This window comes from Synechococcus sp. PCC 7335, assembly GCF_000155595.1.
In the GTDB taxonomy this organism is placed as follows: Bacteria; Cyanobacteriota; Cyanobacteriia; order Phormidesmidales; family Phormidesmidaceae; genus Phormidesmis.
The window spans coordinates 3,148,851-3,172,198 of the sequence record NZ_DS989904.1; the positions used below are offsets into that span (position 1 = coordinate 3,148,851).

The window sequence follows — 23,348 nt, forward strand, 5'->3', positions numbered from 1 at the left end:
TTTTACCTGATCGCTTATCCAAGACTGGTTTTAGGCATACGATGGAGTTTACTTCGCAGTTTTCCATTGCCCGTGAAACAACGTGTAGAAACAGGGAATGATGAACAGCGTCAGCAGCGTAGCTAGAGAGAGACCTGAAAAAACGACAACGCCTAGCGGCTGCAAAAACTCTGAGCCTTGACCGATGCCGAGTGCGAGCGGGAACATTCCCAATACAGTGGTGATTGTCGTCATCAGGATCGGTCGCAGGCGCTGAGGGGCCGCTTTGCAAATGGCTGTTACGCGATTCTCTGCCGGAGAAGCTTCACCAACGAATTTCTCTTCGGCGTAGATTTGGTTGGCTAGCTCTACCAAGATGATGGCATTGTTTACCACGATGCCAACTAGTAGCACAGCACCGACAACGACCGTTGCGCCGATAGCCGTCTGTGTGATGAACAGACCAAAGATACCCCCTGCTAGGGCCAGCGGTACAGTTAGCATGATGATCAGCGGATCGACCAGTGAGTTGTACTGTACGGCCATCACGGTAAATACCAAGAAGGCAGCAAGGCCACCTAGAATGCCCAGCCCATCTTGAATATCAGCGTTGCTTTGAGCGCTGAAGCTAGGTAGACGGGTGACCCCCTCAGGTAGACTCACGGTTGCCATAATCTGATCGAGTTCTGCTAGGGCATCTCCTAAACTGACATTTTCGGCTAGGTCGCCTTCGATGATAAAGACCTGGCGCTGGCTGATCCGCTGAATTTCTCCGGGGGCTTGACCTTCTTCAATTTGGGCAACATTGCCAAGTCTAACGGCCTGACCATCGCCATTCAAAAGCGGTAGCTGGGCAAGCTCGCCTAGATTACGAACCAGCGTGTTGGGCGTCTGTACGCGCACGTCCACCAGGCGATCGCCCCGCTGGAGTTGGGTAGGAACTGAGCCAGAAAGCACCGTCTGCACGGTGCGCCCAATCGCTTCAGCAGACAAGTCTAGATCAGCGGCTCGCTCCCAGTTAGGGCGAATTTGAACTTCTGGCTGAGAAGGGTCGGCATCAGGAGAGTAGCTAGCAAGGGCTGCCTGCGCATCTAAAGCGGCTAGCACCTGCTGTCCGGCGGCGTTTAGGTCATCGGTATTGGTCCCTTGAAGAATGACATCCACATCACTGCGTACCGGAGAATTGCCTAAAATCAAACCGCGCACTCTACCCGGGAAAAGTCGCAATCGGGTATTAACAAGGTTAAACTGCTGAAATTCTTGGTTGAGGCGATCGCAAAAAGCTTCTACATGAGTCCCAGGTACGAGCGTGAGTTTGCTAGTGCCACGCAGGGCATTTTCACTACTGCTGTTGCCAAATAGAAAGCCACCAGCCGTACTAAAGACATATTTGGTTTCTGGTTGAGCGAGGAGCAATTCGTCAATCGCGTTCATCACTCGGCGGTTTTCTTCTAGCGTCGTGCCAGGTGGAAACTGCGCCCATAAGTCAGCCTGGCCAGTGGCAATACTCGGTAGGATCTCTTGAGGAATTTGTTGTACGGTTAGCAAACTGCCGCCACCGAGAATAGAAAAGGCGATCGCAATCACCAAAATCCGTCGCTGTAGCACCCAGCCTAGCCACTGGGCATAGCGCCAAGTTGCGAACTGCAAGCACAGATCAAACTGGCGAATTAGCCAAAATTCACTAACGCCGCTCGATTGAGGCACCGCGAGTAGCCTAGCGGCCAAGGTCGGTACGATCGTCAGGGCGACGACTAGGGAGGCGGCAACAGCAAAGCTGACGGTCAGTATCAGTTCACTAAATAGTAAAGAGATAAAGCCGCCAATGAGGAGAAAAGGCAGGACGGCAACTAGGTTTGTTGTGGTTGAGGCGAGCAGCGCCGACTCTAGTTCGCGGCTGCTGACTTCTGCTTGGCGAATGACAGATCTGTGGTTTCCTTTTCCGCCATCTTTTCTATTGCTGTTTTTGTTGCTGGCCGCGACGCCCTTAGTGATGTTTTCTAGCATCACAATTGCGTTATCTACAACGATGCCAACCCCGAGTGCTAGACCCCCCAGACTAAACACGTTTAGAGAAAGGCCGAATATTCCCATTGTTAGAATCGCCACCAACGCTGCTAGTGGAATGGCGATCACGATGATGAAGGTTTGCCGAAGCGAACCTAGAAAAAGGAGAACTGCGATCGCCGCCAACCCTGCCCCAGTTAGCCCAGAGATAGCGACATTACGAACCGCGTTTTGAACAAAGATCGATTCGTCTAGTGTGGTATTGATCATCAAATCTTCTGGCACTAGCCCGGATGCTTCTAATTCCGCTAGCTTTTGCTTGATCCCATTCACAACTGTGATCGTATTCGCCGTAGGCTGCTTCTGAATACTCACTTTGACTGCAGGCTGGCCGTTGAGGTTCACAAAGATGCGCTGCTCTTCAATGCCATCAATTACTTCGGCGAAGTCTCGTAGATAAACCTGCTGCTGCGCCGCTGATTCTCCTACTTCAAAGATCAAATTACGAATTTCGTCTGCATTTTCAAATCGTCCGGCCACGCGAGTTAGCGGCTCATCATTAGGCCCTTCTATCCGCCCGCCAGAGGTATCTTGGTTCCGTTCTGACAGTGCGTCTAAGACTTCGTTGATGCCCAAACCTAACGACTGCAATCTGGCTGGGTCAAGGTTGATTCGAATCTCCTCATTTATACCACCAGAGACATCAGCGCTAGCTACGCCCGGTAGGGTATTGAGTTCACGCGATAGCTCTTGTTCTGCAAAGACTCTTAGGTCCACGCCTTGAAGCGAGTCTGAGATGAGCGCAATTTCATAGACGGGTAGCTGTGACGGGTCAAACTTGAACAGTCTTGGTTGGCCAATGGTTTCAGGTAGACTACTACGAGCCCGGTTGAGCGCAGCGGTTGCATCGTTGAGTGCCTGATCAATATTGCCACCGGGCTGAAAGTACAGGTCTAAGCTGATTCTACCTTCTCTAGTTTGAGAGACAATTTGGACGACGCCTTCAGTTGCCGCTAGTGCTTGTTCTAACGGGCGAGTCACCTCGTCAACCGCGACTTCGGGGGAAACGCCGGGTGCGTCGGCTCTCACACCGATGCGGGGATAGGTGATAGAAGGCAGTAAATCAACCGGAAGCGATCGCACAAAGAATACTCCCAGGACGATCACTGCAACCGTTAGCATCAGCGTAGCGATATGTCGTCGAATGGCAAGCCTGCTAAGGCTGAAGCCAGCCGTAGAGTCCGTCGCTATGTTTGATCTTCTGTTCGATATTGTTGGATCGGCGGCTGATTTTGGTGACGAAGCTTTTGAAGACGAAGAAGGCAGTGTCATTGGTGGCTCTCTCCTGCTTCGGCGGGTTCGGTTATCAGCTCAGGGTCTGACTCGGATAGTATGCTGAGTCTAACGGCTTGACCGGAAGTGAGCGGGTGATCGCTCTGCGTGATAAACGCTTCTCCAGGGGCTAGACCCGAGACAATCTCTATCTGGTCTTGAGCGCGATCACCGGTTTTGACTGAGCGAGCGATCGCGACTGTCTGCTCGCTTTGCTCTTCAATCACAAAGAGCGTGCTATCTTTACCAGATTTACTCAGCGTCAAGGCAGTCGCAGGCACAACCACTCGGCTCTGTTGGGTGGGCGAAAATTGCACACGAGCAAGTAAACCGCTCCCCATTTTCTGAGAATTTGAACCGCTAAGATTGGGAATAGTGACCTGAACAGGAACCAGCCGCGAGACCTCATCGGCTAATGGCGCAATCTGCGTGATGCGGCCCGAGATAGCGCCTTCTTCAGGAAAGGCATCTAGCGTAACACTGGCCGATTGACCGATGCTTAACCGACTGATGTCTAACTCGGAGACTTGAATGGTGACTTCTAGGCTACTGATGTCTCCTAATTCTAGGATTGTGGCACCCGATTCGACAAAGCTGCCAATATCCACTTGTTTGGAAAGGACAATGCCAGTTAGGGGTGAGCGTAAGTCGGCATATGAAAGCTGTTTTTGTGTTTGGGTGACGATCGCCTGCTGGGCATCAATTCGATCGGCGGCTGAGGCAGCAGCTTGCGCCTGGGCGTCTACTCTCGCTTGAGCAGAGCGAAGGGCTTGCTGTGCGTTGGTGACGGCTAGTTCGGCAGCCTCGGCTGCCTGGAGTGCGATCGCCCCTTTGTTTGCCAGCTGTCGCAGTCGTTGAGCGTCCGTTTGAGCCTGTGATAGCGTCGCCTCAGCCTGAACGACAGCAGCCCTTGCTTCGCTGATTGACACTGCCGCTTGAGCGGTCTCCGCTTGCCTAGCAGAAAGTTCTGCTTGGGCCTGGTTAACTGTTGTGGTCTGCAGATCACTATCAAGCTGAGCTAGCAGCATGTCTTGCGCAACCACATCACCTACGTCGACTAACAGATTAATGACTTCTCCAGAAACCTGAGCCCGTAGCGCCACTTGCTGAATCGGACGAGTCGTTCCTGTATAGGTCAACAGACCCGCAATCGATCCAGTTTCTGCTAGCCTCGTCTGGACGGCGATCGCCTCTTCGGACCTGGTCGGCTGACCATGCCCTTGTTCTGGCTGGGCCTCACTAGCTGGTAGCAGACCACAGCCGGTTACCGTCAGTAGCAAGGGCAGCCATAGTCCAAACTGAGTTGCGCTTACTCTAAGTTGCCTCTGGGGCGATCGCATTCTGATGCGCATAGTATTCGCCAACGAGCTTATGCTTTCGTACTTTTGTAGTAATAGGAAAGCACAAATAACTCGTTGGCGCTGCTGTTTTGTTGTCAGTAGACTTGCTTCTAAGTAGTCAGTTTCACGGAGCCACCGAGCGTACAGCGTTTCTCACTCCATCAACCGCTACTTCAGCGTTAACCAATCCCCGGCCAAAGAAATACTCTTGTGCCGAGATAGTGCTGCCAGTCTGTTCTTGAAACTGCTGATACTCTGCCATTTCCTCAGTGCTAATCTGTAGCTCGTTATAGTCTGCGGAGCGGATCAATAGTTCGGTGATTTGATCACGGGTAAGAACATCATTATCGTCTGCATCCTTCATTAGCGCGACAATACCGGAAACAGCAGGCGCAGAAAAAGAAGTCCCCTGTACGCCTACGTACTGACCTCTATCATCTATAGCTGAATAGCTCGCTTCTAGATTGCCGCTGCTCAGCCCTTCCCAGAAGCCGGAGACCCAAGCCCCTCCAGTAGTCAGAATCCCTTCGACCAAAGAATTACTGACGTCTCCACCAGGTGCTACAACATCTAAGCCTTGACCATAGCTGCTATAAAAGGAACGGCCACCGTAGATATTTGTAGAACCTACAGCAATAACATTTGGTCCGCCCGCCGGGAACGAAGCTCGGTTGACGTTGAGATTACCTGCAGAAGCAACAATCACCAAATTTGGGTCGGCTCGCATAATATCGTTGAGCATCGTCTCGAATTCTTCAACTGGCGCTGAGCTGCTCAAACTAAAATTGATCACATCGACCCCTCTAGCTGCCGCATAGCCGGAGGCTTCAATCAGAGCACTCGGCGTAATCTTGCCATTGAGACCAAAGACTCTAACCGGCAGAAACTGAGCATTGGGTGCTACCCCAACTAGGCCAATATTGGTCTGAGGGCGAGCGGTGATAACACCTGCAGACCAGGTTCCGTGGAATTCACCGGAGGGCGTGCTTTGGAAAACAAACCGCATATAGTTAGCTCTCTCCGTAGGCGTAGATTCAGGAGCCTGATATTGTAGATATTCGTCAAAATCAGCGTAGGTCGATAGCAATTCTTCGTCAGAAAGTGCAACAGAGTCCTGAAATTCTTGTTTGTAGACAGCGACTTCCTCATTACTGATCCGGGTGTCTGGATCGCCATATGCGCAGTTGTTGCTGTTTGTAACCTCGCAGGTAACCACATCGCTAGAAAAATCCCAGCCGCTGACTTCACCTGGTAAAGGATTAGAAACGGTCGATGGCAGCCTATAGACACTGTTGATAAGATCGGGATGATCCCATTGCAATAGGCTATCGACCACAGCAACAGTAACGCCCTCACCACTATCACTTTTAAGCCAGGCCTCTAGCGCATAGATATCCGTCCTATCTGCGTTAGGGCGCATTGGAAAACTATTAAGCAGCCACTGCCAAGGCAGTAGGGAGTTCGGGAAAGCAAAGGCTCTAGTCGATGACTCATCGGCTTCTGTCGCATCAGGAACTTCCTCAGATGTCGTAGATGCTTCGTCTACCGCTTCGTCCGTCGTCTCGTCTGCCGCTTCATTTGAAGTCTCCTCTAGTCCCTCGTTTAGAGTCTCTTCAAGCTTCTCTTCTGAGAGCTGCTCATCTATGTCGTTGTCTGGTTCATCTTCTGAAGCATTCTCTTCACCCCGCTCAGGTGCGCCAAAGTCCATCTCGCCAAGGTTTACATCTCTTTGATAGGCTACTGACTGAACAAAGTTGGGGGTCGCAGATTGAACACCCGGTACGCTGTCTAGCTGGTTAGCGGTTGCTAGAATAGCCGTGCCCGTTGCGGCGGTTGCCCTCATGAGAAATCGGCCAGGACTAAACTGCAGCGGGCGAACCATTTCCATCCCGTATTCGCTAACCATCTCTTCAGCCTCAGCCTGGGTCGTTTCGGGGGCAAAACTGACAACGACTTCAGGGGTGATCACAATTGACTCATTGCTGCCTTGGCGAGTGACCACAGGTAGGGTCGCTGCTACATAGGGTTGATCTAGCTGCCGCGTAATGTTGTTCGTGAGGCTGCGGGTGCCACTTTCTGGCAAAGTGATCAGCGCATAACTATTGCCCAATGGGCTGATGTCTATATCCACAGGTGTCTGTGAGATGTCTCTAGTCTCGGCTAGAGCGGCTTCAACGTCTTGGCGCAGCTGCAAGTAGGCAGGCGTGAGGCCATCGATTCCACCTCTAGTAGCTGATTCTTCGGTGAACTGGACGGCGATTTGATCGGTGCGCTCGTCTAGCAAGATACGCTCGTCAAAGAAGGTGTAGTAAAGACCTTCTGGCTCATCGCTTTCGCCTGTTATCTCTTGCACATCAGCTTGAGCATTGGCAGCTAGATTTAATTTTAGCGCCGCTGATAGATTAGTCGCTCCCCAGAAGCCGCCGGTCATTAACAAGACGAAGGGTAATAGTCGCTTTAGCATTGAGCAAAAGTTCCTCACATGTTTATATGTACAGCAGTCGCCACTTTTCTTTGGGCCTTTTCCAAAGGGTAAAAAGGGCAAAACCCTTGTGTTCAAAGGAAAAGTGGCTAACTAGCGCGGATAGTCTCTTTGAGTATGCATCCACTCGCTAGTCATACCTTCTTCTAGGTAGGCCCACCCTATTCAGGCAATTGGATCAAAACGTAGCATAAAAAAGCCCAAGACTCGCTAACCGCCACGGTCTAAGTCTTGGACTAAAGAAACTTGTTGTTTAATTTCGTTACAGCCAGGAACTATGGCCTTTCTCTAATGCCTCTGATGCTGATAAAGACCAACTCAGTTGAAGATGTACAGTGATTAACTACGGAGATACACTGATGTGTGAACTATCAGTATCTATGTCATATTGTCTCTGGCTGAAAGTTAAGAGACTAGTAAGACGTGATTAAAGTGCGTTTGATGTTTTTATAATCAATAGTCTCGGTTGAAAGCATAGAAGAAAGGTTACGCAAATTTTTTAAGACCTGCTGAAGCTGTAGAGAAGTGTTCTTTGCTCGTATGTGTAGATAACAGCCCTGATGCCTTTGAGGATTTGCGAATCGGGCTGCTTTTCTAGTGAAAGTTGCAGCTTTTGGACGTATATGTAGCAGCCCAAAGAACTGTTTATTCTCTTCCTAGACCAGCACGAACTGAGTCTTATTTAAGCTAGTGGTATCTACATTAGTAAGGGTAGCCAGTACCTCGTTTGTATCCGTAAAGATGATGTTATTACCGACGAAGGAAAGCTCACCGATACCTAGTCCACTCGCCAAACCAATCAGGTCTTGGCCACTAAAGTCAGTAATAGTGTCTGTACCGTTTCCAACTGCCAAGACAAAGGTATCTTTGCCGCCACCACCCGTGAGCGTATCGTTACCCCTACCGCCAATCAGCGTATCTTTGCCGACCCCGCCATCAAGACTGTCGTTACCATCCCCGCCGAAGAGCGTGTCTTTACCGTTGTCGCCGAAGAGCGTGTCTTCACCGTTACCACCATAGAGCGTATCAAAGCCCTGCTCACCAAGGAGAATGTCATTATCATCTCCGCCGATAAGAATGTCTCGATCGTCTCCGCCGAGGAGAAAGTCGTCGCCTTCATTACCATCAAGGAAATCGTTGCTGTCTCTACCATCAAGCAAGTCATCCCCCTTACCACCAATAAGGGTATCTTTGCCCTGGGTACCTATGAGAAGTTCACCCATAGCAGCACCAAATATCACGTAGCTTTTGCCCGAACGTTCGCCAGTGGGTGCGGCAGCGGGTGCGCCAATAATTAGGTCGTCGATTTCATCACCGTTGACATCACCTGTCCCGCTCACCGAACGACCAAAACCATCATCGCCGTCATTGCCATTGATGACGAAGCCGCTGCTGCCATCTAGGCTAGATAGATCGAGCACAGCACCAAAGCCCGCATTGCTGCCAAACACCACATAGCTCTGACCTGAGGATTGGCTTCTAGGCTGATCATGATATGCGCCAATGATTAGGTCGTCGATCCCATCGCCGTTGACATCACCCGCACCGCTTACCGAACGACCAAAACCATCATCGCCGTCATTGCCATTGATGACGAAGCCGTTGCTGCCATCTAGGCTAGATAGATCGAGCGCCGCACCAAAGCCCACACCACTGCCAAACACTACATAGCTTTGACCTGAATTGTCACCATTCGGATCAGCAGTAGGTGCACCAATAATCAGATCATCGAAGCCATCGCCGTTGATATCCCCTGCACCACTCACAGAAATAGAAAAATCATGCTCAACAGTAGAAGTTATAACGAAGCCGTTGCTGCCATCTAGAGTAGAAAGCTCTAAAGCAGTGCCAAAGTCCGCATTGCTGCCAAACACTACATAGGTCTTACCTGAGTAGACGCCGTTAGAGTTGGAATAGGGTGCACTAATAATCAGATCATCGAAGCCATCGCTATTGATATCCCCTGCACCGCTGACTGAATACCCGGATTCCTCGTAGGCATTCATACCCCTTAGCACAAAGCCGTTGCTACCATCCAAGCTAGAAAGCTCAACCGTAGGGTTAAAGCCCGCATCGCTACCGAACACCACATAGCTTTCACCCGAATAGATGCCGTTAGGATCAGCATAGGATGCGCCGACAATCAGATCATCGAAGCCGTCGCCATTGATATCTCCCGCACCGCTGACTGAATAACCAGATCTATCAAACTCATCAATACCGTTGATAACAAAGCCGTTACGCCCGTCTAGGCTAGATAGATCGAGCGCTGCATCAAAGTCCGCACCGCTGCCAAATACTACGTAGCTCTCACCTGAATGGCGGCCATTTGGGCTAGTAAAGGGTGCTCCCATAACCAAATCATCGTAGCCATCGCCGTTAATATCTCCTGCGCCGCTCACCGAATAGCCGGAGCGATTGATGGCGAAGCCACTATTACCATTTAGGTTAGATAGATCGAGCACCGCATCAAAGCCCGTATCGCTGCCAAACACCACGTAGCTGTTGACTGAAGTGCCAATAATCAAATCATCAAAACCGTCGCCATTGATATCTCCCGCACCGCTTACTGAACGACCGAAGAATTCAAATGAATCAGCCCCAATAAGTGCGAAACCATTACCACCATCGAGTGAATCTAAGTCAAACTGTGCTGAGAAAGCCATACTGTTGTCCTGTTAGTTGTCGTCCTGTTGCGTGACAACTACAGCGGTTTATGAACGTAGGCCGGTTTTGTCATCACCTAAACGAAGCATGTATAGCCGGCGTCGGATGCACCCGTACGCCGGCTGACCACTTTGGTCTTCTATGACTAGGGTTTCACATAAGAGAGTGTGTGGAGCAAAGTGGCGATCGCTGTAGATGTCTACTCTAGTTGCTTACTACTGTGTACCCCGCACTGCCAACCTGCTATCACCAGAGTAACCAGGACAACAATACCTGGATCGAAGATATACTGTAGTTCAGGAAATGCACTGACAATACTTTCAGACTCAACTACTTCGTTGATAGCAGCTACAAGTTCTCTTTGAGTGATGCGTGATTTCTTTGATGAATGTAGGTGACTGTAATACTTCGATAGAGCATTATCTGAGGTGACAAGCTTTACTTTCTTCTACCTACAGCAAGAATCTTCTACTTACAGCATCATTCAAAGAGTAAGGATAGAGAAGATACTATTAAACAACAGAACTAAATGGAAGCGAATATCGGCCTAGTGAAGACATCAACGGTTACATTTCGAATGTCTAGGGTTCATCACCGGCAGTGACCAACACATCACTATCGTTAGCGCTAATAGAGAGCTGGCCGATCATTGCCATCGTTACCATAGATCAATCTAGCCTTTGCTGAGCGTTTTTGCACCGTGTTGGGCTACATAGAATAAGACAAACAGTACAACCCTATCTAGCCTAAATCCAACAAAAACAATTAAATTTGACCACTAATTAGGCTGGTAACCAGGCCTGACTCAAGGCTAATAGTCTGTTTTCAACCGCAGTATCTTCTGACAGTATCAACTTGCCTGCCGACTAATATTGTCCGTTTTCGAAAGTTGTCTGTAAGGGTTCTTCTTCAAGTCTTATAAAATGCTTCCAGATTTATTTTTAGCACAGTATATCCCTCATGGACATTGTTACCTTTGGCAAACGCCTTTAGTAGGACTGCATGTTATCAGCGATTTATTAATTGCTGTGGCCTACTTTTCTATTCCCCTAACACTTATCTATTTCATTCGTCAACGTCAGCAGGACTTCCCAACTTCTCTAACTCTGTTATTTGGGAGCTTCATTTTTCTTTGCGGATTTGGCCATTTGATTGATATTGCAACGCTATGGTTTCCGATCTACTGGATTTCCGGCATCGTTAAGGCGTTAACAGCTTTAGTCTCTTGTTACACTGCGATGGAGTTGGTTGTATTACTTCCGCAGTTCTTGGCACTTAGGGAGTCGCAGAAGAAAGAAGCGGCTGCTCAAAAAGCGCTAGAAAAAAGTCGACAGGTTTTCAGAGATGCCTTTCATGATGCTCCTATCGGCGTGGCGTTAGTTTCCCTTGTTGGGAAATTTCTGAAAGTCAACAAAAGTACGGCTCAAATTACAGGCTACTCTGAAGAGGAGTTATGCGCAGTCGATTTTCAATCTATTACGCACCCAGACGACTTGCAGGAAGACCTTGACCTTGTTGATCAGCTGATGCAGGGCTCGCGTCGATTATACCAGCTCGAAAAAAGATACTTCCATAAGTCAGGCCATATTGTCTACGTACGAATCAGCGTCTCCCTTTTAAGAGATGCTAATGGCGATCCACAATTTTTCGTTGCTCACATTGAAGATGTATCAGAGCAGCATCGAGTCAATGCTGCTCTAAAAGCAGCGCAGCAAGAGGCTGAAGTCGCAAGCAAATCTAAGAGCAGTTTCCTAGCGATGATGAGCCATGAAATTCGCACCCCAATGAACGCCTTGCTCGGTATGGCGGAGCTACTAGAGAGTACTGCTCTCACCGTTCAGCAGAAAGAGTTCGTTAGTATCATCCGCTCTAGCGGCAAAACCCTTCTAACGATTATTAATGATATTCTTGATTTCTCTAAGGTTGAGTCCGGTAATTTAGTACTCGAAGAAGGATATCTAGATTTATACGAGTGCATAGAGGATGTGCTCATTCTATTTTCAAACCAAGCAGACGAGAAATCATTAATGCTCTCTTCTCTGGTTGAGCCAGCGACGATGCCGACCGTTTTCACAGGCGATCCGGTACGCATGCGACAAATTTTAAGCAATTTAATTAGCAATAGTATTAAGTTTACTAAAAAGGGAGAGATAAGCATTCACGTAACGATTAGCCCCATAGAAGCTGAGGCATTATCCGAGAAGCGTTCATACTATCAGCTTCAGTTTGCGGTCAAAGATACCGGCATCGGTATCCCCAAACACAAGCTTGATAAGCTCTTCAAGCCATTTAGCCAGGTTGACTCTTCAGTAACCCGCAAACACGGTGGCACTGGACTTGGGCTATCTATTTGTAAACGCCTGGTTGAGCTAATGGGAGGGCAAATGTGGGTTGAGAGCGAACTAGGCTGCAGTTCTACATTCCATTTTTCAATTCAGTTGCCAGCCTATGAAAATGCTTGCCAAACTCCGAATCTGCAAGCTCATGGCTTAAGCCAAAAGAATTTGTTGATTATTACTAGTAACCAGACGAACCTAGCACATCTTGCTCTACAAGCTGAATCGTGGGGACTTAACGTAAGTCAGGCAGCCTCGCCAGAAGCGGCCTTAGTCGAACTCAGGGCCAAGCCGCGGTTTGATATCGTAGCCATTCAAAAACCACTGCACGGCTTAGGGCTGATGGAAATGGCTCTACGAATTCGAGAACTACCGGGGTATCAAATAGTGCCGTTGATTGTTATGAAGTCTCGAAAGCACACCCATACAACGCCTGTAGACTCGCTCAAAGGCAATGTAGCCGTATTGAGAAAGCCGGTTAGGCGCTCTCAATTTTACAACGCACTTGTAAGACTACTAGTTGATAAAAAGCCCTTTGCTACTGACTCTACTACGCTACCGGAACAGCCTAAAACAGAATCTACTATCAGCATTCAAAATCCCCTACGCATTCTGCTTGCGGAAGATATTGCTCTCAACCAAAAAGTGGCACTCTACATGATCACTTCCTTCGGTTATCAGGCTGATGTCGCCAACAATGGAAAAGAAGCGGTCGAAGCACTACAATCCCACGCTTATGATTTGGTATTGATGGATGTTCAAATGCCAGAGATGGATGGATTAGAAGCGACCCGAATAATTCGCGCCAATTCAAATATTGTTCAGCCTCATATTGTGGCAATGACTGCCCATGCGCTGCAAGGAGATCGCGAAGAATGCCTTTCTGCTGGAATGAATGGCTACATTAGGAAACCTATCACTAAGGATGAATTACTTAAAACGCTGCAGCAATGTCCACAATTAGACAAGACGCTTGAAACTCTTTCATCCAGAGACCTAGCATCACCGCTTCAATAGCTTTAGTGAAGTGGCCTAGAACACTGTGCATAGACCACTATGCTTAGACCACCGGGGCTAGAACGCTATCAGAGATTATACTTCTGAAGAAAACCTCTCTAATGAGTAAATAACGAGTTTTTTCTACTTGGCTAAGTATAGTTGTATGGCTAAAAGCCTTAGAAAAAACAACAGAATAAGCAAATTGCATCCCTAGTAGGCGTAGCCTTCTCTATGAGTGTGCCTTTTAGAAAGGCTACAACAAAAAGTGAGAATCGTAGAGTGTATTAGCTGACCAGCGCGTTCTCGGTATAAAGAGATTGCTTCTCTTCATACATCCGCTGGTCGGCTTTTTCCCAGGTCTTCTTTAGTCCCGTCGAAGACGTTCCTTCTGCAATGCCTACAGAGGCTTTAATGCCTTCTGCGGCGAGCGCGTTACGGACCCGCTTGAGTAATTCTTGACCTCCATCTGCAAGACTGCACTCTACCGCAATAATGCCAAACTCATCACCGCCTAGCCGAGCTACCATATCATTCTCTCTCGCTACCTGACGCAAAACGCGACCTGTACGCTGGAGCAGTGCGTCACCAGCGGCATGTCCTTTGGTATCATTCTCTTGCTTAAGCCCATTAAGGTCAAGGATTAGCACAGTTACCACACCACCATAGCGACGGCAGCGAATTTCCTCAGCAGCTAGAAACTCATCCCACGCGCGCCGGTTAAACAATTGGGTGAGCGAATCGGTTAGTGCCTCTAGCTGTAGACGCTCTAAGCGACGGCTAGAGGCTACCACCCTAAGCTCAGTTTGAAGTACTGTCGTCAGTACGGATGAGAGCATTTCGAATAGGTCATGCTCAGCTAGCAGTTCGGTTGATTTCGGCAACGGATCGAGACCACAGAGTGTTCCAAAAAGGGTTCCATCTGTGTGATATATAGGAAATCCGACGTATGCTTTTATCTTCAGATGACGTGCTAGGGTCGTGGTTCGATAAGCCTCGACTAGATCCGATTGAAGAGCAATGTTCGGACCGTTACCCTTCACCATTTCAGAGCAGAATGAGTCGGCCCACCTGAAGACCTGCTTTGATGCTGTTTCCTGATATCCATCGCCTTCAGTGTGAAGAAGAAACCAGAAGTCTCCTTGCTTGCGGGTCACTAGCCAAAGATCAAAGTCAAAGCGCTTATGCAGAAACCTTAGAATAGTTCGACTAGCGCTTTCAAAGCAGTCGAAGGATAACTTGCCTGTGAATCTTCTTTCCATCTTTAGTTGTTTTTTATAGAACTGTTAGTAGGTCTTGTTCACTCACTTGACAGTTGAAGAGGTGTTGTTAAAACTTCGGTAATCTCTATCGCGATGTACAGCGCTATCAAGCCAACTTTTGTCAACGCTATAGAAGATTCTGCTCTAGCAGTCAAAAGGACGAGATCTGATAGGTGACTTCTCAAATCCGCTGATATCTACTCCGCAAAATCACTTATTTGACAAGCAGGAACAAGCGATCTCTAGGAAGCTTTGTTAAATCGATAAGACAAATCATACTAACGGTCGTCATTTTAAAGCTCGAACAATTGTCGGGATTTGCCCTGGCGGGATTAGATTCTATAAAAAAAGCTTTTTAAAAAATTAAGCCACTTAATTACCTTCAAAGAGTCAAGAGTTGCTACCAAACTAACCAATTCCAAGAAGGCTCTATCTGGATAGAGTATACCCAAAACGCTAGTCTCAAAAGACTTTGACTAGAGCGTAGTTAATCAAGTTAGAAAGATGTCGTTCGAGAAGAAAAATTAAACCTTTAGCGGTTGTATAGCTCTTCAGCACTCAGCTTCAACATTGAGTTTCTACTTAAAAGACAATATCTATTTATCAATACCTATCTGATCGGTAGGGGAAGTCACTCGATCGATAGCTAGCAAACAGCCCATAGACTAGTTAGTCGTTTTTTATCTCGATTAGTTCCACAATAGACAGACAGGCTGACTACATACATCATTTTCGTCGGAGGTTCTAGACAACAAAGTATGGACGCAATGCCCATTTTGAAGGAAACCGACCACACTAGGGGTTCGCTGTCTGCAGCGCTGCTAATGATGACCTACGGAACTTATCAATGCCCTTACTCAGAGCAGGCACACAAGACAACTCAAAAGCTGTGTCAATCCCTAGGCGATCAATTCTGCTTTGTCTTTCGTCATTTTCCGCAGCCCGATATCTATCCTCAATCGCGCAAGGCCGCTGAGACGGCTGAAGCTGCAGGTAGCCAAGGAAAATTCTGGGAGATGCACGACAAACTATTCGACAACACAGATAAGTTAGACGATGCTTCTCTGGTTGAGTATGCAGATGAGCTTGGTCTAGATGTTCCTCAATTTCTACACGAGCTAGGCTATCACCTTCATGCCTCGCGAATTCAGTCTGACATCGATAGCGCCAAGCAATATGGTGTTAAAAAGTCTCCAACCTTTTTTATTAGCGTTCGTCATCAGGGCACCGAAAAACTAGAGACGTTAGTTCAGCAGATCTTAACCGTGGCACTTAAAAACGCTGGTTAGAATTTGAATTATATAACTTTGGTCACTTAGCTTACGGGATAGTCATTGGCTATAACCCTTGTGTTTCAACAGGCTAAGTGACTCGCAATGCGCGAATGCATCCGCACCTTGCTATAGCTATGAAAGTGTTGATTTGTAGGCTTCTACAGCCAGTTGAACCTTGTCATATTCGGTAATGACTTGAGCTAGCGAGGATGCTACAGGCTCAACGTAGTTGCTCTTGGCATTGGCTTCTATAGATTGACAAAGTTGGAAGAGGGACATTGCTCCAATACAGCCGCTGAGTGACTTTAGCGCGTGAGCAGTGGTTGCTATAGTTGGAGCATCTGCTGTGTCAACCGCCATTCGCAGCTCCCTTACTCGCCCTGGCGCGTCGTCTAAAAAGCTGTTGCAGATCTCCTCTAAGAACTCTCTATCTGTACTGAGGCTTTCCATGCTCGTAGTGTCTAGCGTCGGCGTGTCTGCAGTGTCTGGCATTCGAGGCTCACTATGCGTTTTTGCTGGTATTTTAGCCAATGAGGGTAAGGAGGGCTCTTTTGGAACCTGTTTCTGCTTGGCGTCTCTACTAGACGGACACTGTTGTAGAACCGCCGCAACATCTCGTCTGCGAATGGGCTTTCTAACGTAATCATTCATTCCTGCGCCGAGACATCGTTCGCGATCGCCTTGCATTGCATGTGCCGTCATCGCAACAATATAGGGTTGTTCTATAGTTGTCTCAGCTCGGATAGTTCGAGTGGCTTCTAACCCGTCCATTTCTGGCATTTGTACATCCATAAGCACTAGATCGTACGGCTGTTCTTTCAGAGCGGCAACCGCTTCTTTGCCGTTGTTCGCAACATCAGCTTGATAGCCGTAAGAAGATAGCATTTGTAAGGCTACGGTTTGATTTAGCAGAATATCTTCTGTTAGCAAGATGCGTAAGGGCTTTTCCTGCGGGAGATTGTAATCTGCAGCTATCTTCGAAGTGTTTTCGGTTTTTAATTGAATGTCATTTGATTGAGTGTTAGTCGTTTCTTTGAGGCTGACTGAATCAGGCTGCAGAAGCTGTACTAGCGTATTGTAGAACTGAGAGCGTCTAACAGGGGTATGCAGCAACTTCATCTTGCTATCTTGAAGATACGAAGATGGTAGTGAACTCTCTCCACGGGCCTGTAGCAGAATCAAAGGTACTGATAAGTAGTCAGGAAAGTTTCGGATCTGAGACACCAGGTAGGAGCTACTTAGATCACTAATTAGCCCACTAATAACGATCACATCAAACCGTTCGCTGCGGAATAGCTTGATAAGTGCAGCTTCTGCCGATGCTGCTACCTCTACTTTCAAAGACCATGACCGGGCCTGTAGCATGAGCGACTTACACCTAGTAGCATTACTATCTACTATCAACACACGCTTGCTTGCTAGATTAATTTGATCACCAGCGGAGCTGCCTTGGTATGTTTCATTACAAGCTTTAAGCCTGATACAGAAGTGAAAAGTAGATCCGCTTCCTACCTTGCTCACCATACCCATCTCGCCACCCATCAGTTCAACCAGTTGCTTACTGATAGCTAATCCTAATCCTGTTCCACCATATCGACGCGTCATAGAGGCGTCCACCTGAGAAAATGGCTGGAAAAGATACGGTATCTTCTCTTCGGCAATGCCAATCCCTGTATCTGTGACCAGAAACTGAAGTTCGTAGTTAGATGATGGTTCTTCAGCTCGTTCTTCGCTAGCAACAGCTCCGACTTTAACTTGCAAGCTGACCTCGCCTTCCTGAGTAAACTTTATGCTATTGCTAACTAGATTAGATAGGATTTGTTGAAGGCGAGTTACATCGCCTTTGAAGTACGTAGGAATACGGTCTAATTCAATGGGTTCAACAATGGAAGTCAGCGACAGCTGCTTTTCCTCTGCTTGATTTGAAAATAATGTCAGAACTTGTTCTATGCACTCATATAGGTCGAAGCGACTAATTTCTAGCTCTAGATTGTTTGATTCAATCTTAGAGAAATCAAGAATGTCGTTAATAACAGTCAGTAATGTATTACCGCCTGTGCGGATGATGTTAATGAAATCTTGTTGCTGAGGGCTAAGCTCGGTGCCATCTAGCAGCTCTGCCATACCAAGCATTGCGTTCATTGGCGTGCGAATCTCGTGACTCATCATCGCTAAGAAGCTGCTTTTGGCCTGACTAGCAGCTTCAGCAGCTTTGATCGCGATCGCTAACGACTCATTAATACGCTGTTGTTCTAGTTTTTCTAGAGTCAGCCGCTTCTCTAGTTGCTTTTGTTGAGTGATATCAAATGCCGTACCACCCACATGTTTTTGTCCTGAATGGTCAGTAAAAGGAAACTTGTTTACTTTCCAATATCTGCTGATCCCATCTGGGGTGGGTACTACTTCGACAAGAGATTGAGATTGGTTGTTCGATAGCACTCTGGCATCATTTTCACGTACCTGCTTTGCTACCTCTTCGGACGATAGATAAAAGTCGTCTTTCCCCACTAACTCATCTGGCTGGAGTTTAAACTCAGCTTCTAGGGGGCGATTAACATAAGTAAAGCAGCCTTGCGAGTCTTTCATAAAGACCATCGCGTCGGTATTATTCATAAAAGCTCGAAATCGAGCTTCGCTATCTCGCAGACGCTCTTCACTTTGACGGCGCTGAAGTAGTCTTCCTAGGATGATAGAGAAGATCTCAATAATCTCGATAAGCTGCGGACTTTCTGGTAAGGCTTTGGTACTAGAAAATAGTAAGACTGCTAGTGTCTGATCTTTCGCTACCAAGGGTACACAGAACGCTGCTTTAAAGCCGTAGGCGATCGCAGCTTCAGTTCGCAGAAAGACCGCCTCATCGACGGTTGAGACATTGGTATGCCACTCCCATTGCTGAGAGGCCCATACTCGTCCTGGGATGCCTTCTCCTGGGGCAAAGGTACACCCCTGACTAAGCTGTTCAAAGGACTTACAATTGGTCGCTATATCGCTAGTACCAAGTTCACCATTGATATTGCAAAACGTTGCTTGATTAACGAGACAATTGGTTTGAGGATCTAGTTGCCAAGCCTCGCCATAGCTCCAATGACACCGTTGACAAATTGTTTGAACAACGATGTGAAGAGCCGAGGCCAAATCTGGAGAAGTATCTACCTTTACGGTTAGGTCTTTGAGTAGCGAGAATGGGTTGTCAATCGATTGCATAACCTAAATATACGAGAGGTCAGTAACCGACCTGATAGCTAGAAGTACGAGAGGGCTAGTAGACGAGGAGGATAATAGTGTACGTAAGGACTAATTGCAGTTAGAGCCACATTTTTCTATATCTCATCTATAGCTTCTACGAATGTATACTGGTAATAGGTTACCCACTTTGAACACTTTCCAAGACAGTAGCTCAGACTCACCTGCTGCCAATCTAGTCTGAGCAAACATAGATGGCTGATAGCGTTCGAATCTACGCCCTTCAGTTTGGGAAGCAAACGCTCTTTCTAGAGATATCAACATATTTAAGTCTTTTCTTCTTGTATCCAAATTGTATCCAACAAAGAGGCTACATAACGTCTGTTACTTTCCGAACAATCTACGAATCTCTTGCTTCATACTCAATCCTTATATAAGCGGAAATAAGTGATTGCACTGTTGTCAACGATGTGATCCAAGCTCTAAAACCTGTTCACACTGGTAGTTTCAGGAAGATATCTATCACACTAATCTTGACTGAAAGCGATAGATTCAGAGTTTCCGTATCGATCGAAAATTTCTACTTGGAAATCGTCATAGGGTAAAAGCAATAAGGTTAGGCAATGAAGTAATCTTAAAAAGATCTTTGACTGACTTAGTCTTGACGAAGACAGGGACAGCAGCAGCCTGAACTTTCTAGCTGCTAAATTGTTAGTCAGCGCCATCTAGGTTATCGCGAGCGGCTTTTAATCGTTAAGACCTGGTAAAGATGTGGATAAATTCTCAATATGAAAGTGGGTATTTTGCTTTGTTCAGGTTGAATAGTCGGTATCTTGATCAATAGCGAAGAACTGCGTAAGGCGACTCATTCGTAATGAAGCTTTGTAAAACCTTCAGGAAGCTAGTTCTATAATCGCTTAGTTCCATTCATTGTATAGAGTACTTCTATATTGCCTCTTTCTCGTCATCAGTTTTTCTTGTTATGGGTTCTTTCCCTTCTAGATTGTCGCGATCGCTCAAGGTCCATCCGAACAAAATCAGCTGGGTAAATCAGACTTTTATGCATAAAGTCGCTGGCACTCAGAGAGGCTTTGCTGAAGCGATGGGAGTTTCTGTAGACACAGTGCGAAAATTTCTAAAAGGGAAGGCCATCTCTCGCAGCAACTTTCAAGACCTATGTGAAGGGTTAGAGCTTGACTGGTGTGAAATGGCTTTTGCTGATGACAGTTCTGTCACTACGCAGGCTTCGGAGACGGCGCCCCTTGAAGGTGCCGATAGATCAAAACAATCTGCTGATAGCAATCAGAGCGCGAATTGTCGTATCTTCTTAAGCTACAACCGCAATATTCGCCCCGATGAGCTGGTGGCGTTGGATCTACATAACGCGTTGCGTAAGCAACACAATATTTTTATCGATCAGGAAATGCCAATTGGCACGCCGTGGGCAGAAACTATTAGAAAAGAGATTTTTCAGGCGGATGCGCTGATCGTGCTGCTATCAGAACAATCAGCACAAAGCGAAATGGTTCAGCAGGAAATTGAGCTGGCTAGAGAATCAGCTGCGCTCCGGCAAGGACTACCACTGATTCTACCCGTACGACTGCGCTATACCGCGCCCTTTCGCTATCCGCTAAACGAAGCACTCGACCCGTTGCAGTGGGCTTTTTGGAATAGCGAAGAAGACACCCCTAGATTGATTGCAGAAATTCAGAACGCACTCGTCGGAAAATCCTTACCGATTGAAACTGAGACGGCTAAGCGCAAGCTGCTTAGTCAGTCGTTTACAGTTCGGTCGCAGTCTGATCAGCCACCAATGCTGCCTCCAGATCCGATGGCGCAGCCGCCGATCGAACAAAGTGATGCGATCACGCTAGAACGGCCAGAAGGCACGATGGATCCGAACTCTCAATTTTATATTCAAAGAAGCTCAGATGTGGTTGCTATATCTGCACTTCAGCAGCAAGGCGGTGGTACCGTCACTATTCTAGGGCCACGTCAGATGGGGAAAAGTTCGCTGCTGTTTCGCACAATAGCGATCGCCCGAGAACAAAACAAAAAAGTTATCTTCCTCGATTTTCAACAGTTTGAATCTACAACATTGGAGAATGCAGATCGTTTCTTTCAGCGATTTTGCAGCTGGCTGACGCGGAAGGTGCGCCTCAAAAATCGTGTAGAAGCATTTTGGCAAGACAATGAAGGCCTAGATAATCCTATGCAATGCACCTGCTACTTAGAAGATTATCTTTTGCCAGAAATCAGTCAGCCTATCTTTCTCGCAATGGATGAAGTTGATCGCCTAATCAAGTCACCCTTTCGAGATAGCTTCTTCTCTATGCTGCGCAGTTGGCACAATGACCGAGCTGACTTTGACTCACCCTGGAGACAGTTTGACCTAGTGATGGTTACCTCTACAGAGCCGTACCAGCTGATTCAAGACATGGATCAGTCTCCGTTTAATGTGGGAACTTCTGTTGGACTACGAGACTTTACCTTTGCCGAAACCGTAGAGCTAAATCAACGACATGGAGCACCGCTATCAGAGGCCCAGCTAGCCGCTCTAATGGAGTGGGTAAATGGCCATCCCTACCTGACACGTAAGTCTCTGTATTTAGTTGCGAGCGGACAGATGAGCGCAGCAGAGGTGTTTGGCCAAGCGGTGCAAAGTCGAGGACCTTTTGGGGGACATCTGCGCTATCACCTGTTACGAATGGAGAACAAGTCTTCTCTTGTAGAGGGAATGTTACAAGTCATTGACGATCAAAGCTGTAAAGATGAGCAGGTACTACGGCGACTAGAGGGGGCTGGGCTGGTACAGCGAAGGGAGGGACGTCAGGTCATACCTCGCTGTAGGCTATATGCAGAGTACTTTGGAGAGCACTTGCGTGCATGAGCCTATCGAGCCCGGAAGCGAGTCTAAAAGCAAGCCCATTGTGTTCACGGTGGGCGGAGATGTTCAGGCTTCTGGTGGAACTTATATCACGAGGACGGCAGATGCAGAGCTACTGGCGCTGTGTCGGCGAGGAGAGTATGCCTATGTGCTGACCTCACGGCAAATGGGTAAGTCTAGCCTGATGCGAGAGACGGCCAATCAGCTCAAACAAAGTGGCCTCAGGGCGGCGGTTGTCGATCTGCAGCGGCTAGGCAGCGATACACCAACTGCAGAAGCGTGGTACCAGGGATTTTTGGAGCTGCTGGTGAGAAAGCTGCGCCTGCGGATGAAGGTATCTGACTGGTGGCAGTCTCAGGCTCACTTGGGGCCGACTCAGCGGCTAGGTCTATTTTTTGAGACGGTGGTACTAGAGCGTATCGAATCGCAGGTGGTGGTCTTTGTCGATGAAATTGACACAACGTTGAAGCTAGATTTTACGGACGATTTCTTTATTGCTATTCGCTCGCTTTATACAGAGCGTAGTGAAAATCCAGCGTTAAATCGACTCTCTTTTGTACTGGTCGGAGTAGCGACACCTAGTGATTTAATTAAAGATAGTCGGCGAACACCTTTTAATATTGGTCATCAGATCGATTTGACGGATTTTACGTTTGAAGAGGCGCTGCCGCTTGCCTTGGGGTTGGAGGTTGCGAAAGAACAACAGAGCGCAGTACTGCAATGGGTGCTCGATTGGACCGAGGGACATCCTTACCTGACTCAGCGGGTATGTATAGAGATTGCCCGGCAGCCAGCCGCTGAGTGGACTGAGACAGATGTTGAAGATGTGGTCGCTGGGTTGTTCTTTGGCGATAGGCGCAACAAAGATGGGCATTTGAAGTTTGTTCAAGAGCGACTGACGGGTATAAATGCGAATGATCCGAAGTATCAGATGGCGGTTTTGGGCACTTACCGCGAGATTTGGAAAGCGCGTACAGCCGTACTCGATGAAGACTATTCCACCATTAAATCACAACTAAAGCTTTCAGGTGTGGTGAAGCAAGCCGGGTCGCAGCTGGTTGTCCGCAATCTTATCTATCAAACTGTGTTTGATCGGCAGTGGGTAAAAGAAAAATGGCCAGAAGAGAGCTGGTGGGTGAAGCTGAAGCCGGCGATGGTTCCCATTGCCGCAACCCTGGGTGCTGCGATTGTGATGGGTGTCCTGTTTGTTCGTGCTGAGAATCAGGCCCGATTGGCTAGAGCAGCACAGGAAGCGGCGCAGGTAGAGCAGCAGGAAGCGGAGACTCAAAGGAGTTTGGCGGAAGAGCGGTTGGTTCAGGTAGAAGAACAAAGGGCAGCGGCAGAAGCGGAGAGAAACCGAGCACGAAGCGCGGAAGATGATGCGAAAGAACAGCAGGCGATCGCAGAAGATAGACTTAGAGAAGTCGAACAGGCAAGAGCACAGGTAGAAGAACAGCGTCAGCAGGCCGTGATCGCCCAGCAAGGGGAATCTGAGCAACGGCAGCGAGCAGAAGCCGGAGAAGCAGAAGCGAATCGTCAGGCTGAGGTAGCCAGGCAGCAGCAGCGATTGGCAGAAGAGGCAACGATTGCAGAAGCGTGATCG

Annotated in this window: 10 protein-coding genes; 4 read left to right on the forward strand and 6 right to left on the reverse strand. The window is 47.9% G+C overall.

The genetic code is table 11. The features are described 5' to 3' along the window. Nucleotides 1–48 precede the first annotated feature (48 nt). The 4 genes from S7335_RS13670 to S7335_RS13685 form a co-directional block, all read right to left on the reverse strand. Nucleotides 49–3,318 carry an efflux RND transporter permease subunit gene (locus tag S7335_RS13670; protein WP_006455835.1) on the reverse strand — a complete coding sequence of 1,090 codons (3,270 nt, stop codon included), beginning with the start codon at nucleotides 3,316–3,318 and terminating at the stop codon, nucleotides 49–51. Continuing rightward, entirely contained in the window at nucleotides 3,315–4,670 is a 1,356-nt protein-coding gene (locus tag S7335_RS13675) for an efflux RND transporter periplasmic adaptor subunit (RefSeq protein WP_157620233.1), read from the reverse strand. Before S7335_RS13675 ends, S7335_RS13670 begins: the two co-directional genes overlap by 4 nt. Before the next feature lie 112 nt (nucleotides 4,671–4,782). Next, nucleotides 4,783–7,122 carry a S8 family serine peptidase gene (locus S7335_RS26010; RefSeq protein ID WP_006455951.1) on the reverse strand — a complete coding sequence of 780 codons (2,340 nt, stop codon included), beginning with the start codon at nucleotides 7,120–7,122 and terminating at the stop codon, nucleotides 4,783–4,785. A 674-nt stretch (nucleotides 7,123–7,796) separates the two neighbouring features. Continuing rightward, nucleotides 7,797–9,806, reverse strand: a complete 2,010-nt coding sequence (locus S7335_RS13685) for an FG-GAP repeat protein (protein ID WP_006454372.1) — start codon at nucleotides 9,804–9,806, stop codon at nucleotides 7,797–7,799. A 924-nt stretch (nucleotides 9,807–10,730) separates the two neighbouring features. Between S7335_RS13685 and S7335_RS13690 the strand changes: the two genes are divergently transcribed. Then, on the forward strand, nucleotides 10,731–13,160 hold the full coding sequence (locus S7335_RS13690; RefSeq protein WP_050765880.1) for a response regulator: 2,430 nt from the start codon (nucleotides 10,731–10,733) through the stop codon (nucleotides 13,158–13,160). 266 nt (nucleotides 13,161–13,426) lie between these two features. On the opposite strand, the gene S7335_RS13695 is transcribed toward S7335_RS13690, so the two are convergent. Further along, on the reverse strand, nucleotides 13,427–14,401 hold the full coding sequence (locus S7335_RS13695; RefSeq protein ID WP_038016232.1) for a GGDEF domain-containing protein: 975 nt from the start codon (nucleotides 14,399–14,401) through the stop codon (nucleotides 13,427–13,429). 758 nt (nucleotides 14,402–15,159) lie between these two features. On the opposite strand from S7335_RS13695, the gene S7335_RS13700 reads away from it, so the two are divergent. After that, entirely contained in the window at nucleotides 15,160–15,690 is a 531-nt protein-coding gene (locus S7335_RS13700) for a thioredoxin domain-containing protein (RefSeq protein ID WP_006453475.1), read from the forward strand. A gap of 117 nt (nucleotides 15,691–15,807) precedes the next feature. On the opposite strand, the gene S7335_RS13705 is transcribed toward S7335_RS13700, so the two are convergent. Then, nucleotides 15,808–18,879, reverse strand: coding sequence for a response regulator (locus tag S7335_RS13705; RefSeq protein ID WP_006454619.1), 3,072 nt, complete (start codon nucleotides 18,877–18,879; stop codon nucleotides 15,808–15,810). 961 nt (nucleotides 18,880–19,840) lie between these two features. On the opposite strand from S7335_RS13705, the gene S7335_RS13715 reads away from it, so the two are divergent. Continuing rightward, a complete protein-coding gene (locus S7335_RS13715; protein WP_198011373.1) occupies nucleotides 19,841–21,748 on the forward strand; it encodes an AAA-like domain-containing protein in 1,908 nt (635 codons plus the stop codon). Continuing rightward, the gene (locus S7335_RS13720; protein ID WP_006457686.1) at nucleotides 21,741–23,345 is read left to right on the forward strand and encodes an AAA-like domain-containing protein; all 1,605 of its coding nucleotides are present in this window, start codon (nucleotides 21,741–21,743) and stop codon (nucleotides 23,343–23,345) included. Before S7335_RS13715 ends, S7335_RS13720 begins: the two co-directional genes overlap by 8 nt. Nucleotides 23,346–23,348: the final 3 nt, after the last annotated feature.

Bases quoted from the DNA above. Each gene is read 5' to 3' on its own strand.
- S7335_RS13690 (WP_050765880.1), top strand. From the start codon at position 10,731: ATGCTTCCAGATTTATTTTTAGCACAGTATATCCCTCATGGACATTGT.
- S7335_RS13715 (WP_198011373.1), top strand. From the start codon at position 19,841: ATGGGTTCTTTCCCTTCTAGATTGTCGCGATCGCTCAAGGTCCATCCG.
- S7335_RS13700 (WP_006453475.1), top strand. From the start codon at position 15,160: ATGGACGCAATGCCCATTTTGAAGGAAACCGACCACACTAGGGGTTCG.
- S7335_RS13685 (WP_006454372.1), bottom strand. From the start codon at position 9,806: ATGGCTTTCTCAGCACAGTTTGACTTAGATTCACTCGATGGTGGTAAT.
- S7335_RS13670 (WP_006455835.1), bottom strand. From the start codon at position 3,318: ATGACACTGCCTTCTTCGTCTTCAAAAGCTTCGTCACCAAAATCAGCC.
- S7335_RS13705 (WP_006454619.1), bottom strand. From the start codon at position 18,879: ATGCAATCGATTGACAACCCATTCTCGCTACTCAAAGACCTAACCGTA.
- S7335_RS13675 (WP_157620233.1), bottom strand. From the start codon at position 4,670: ATGCGCATCAGAATGCGATCGCCCCAGAGGCAACTTAGAGTAAGCGCA.
- S7335_RS13695 (WP_038016232.1), bottom strand. From the start codon at position 14,401: ATGGAAAGAAGATTCACAGGCAAGTTATCCTTCGACTGCTTTGAAAGC.
- S7335_RS26010 (WP_006455951.1), bottom strand. From the start codon at position 7,122: ATGCTAAAGCGACTATTACCCTTCGTCTTGTTAATGACCGGCGGCTTC.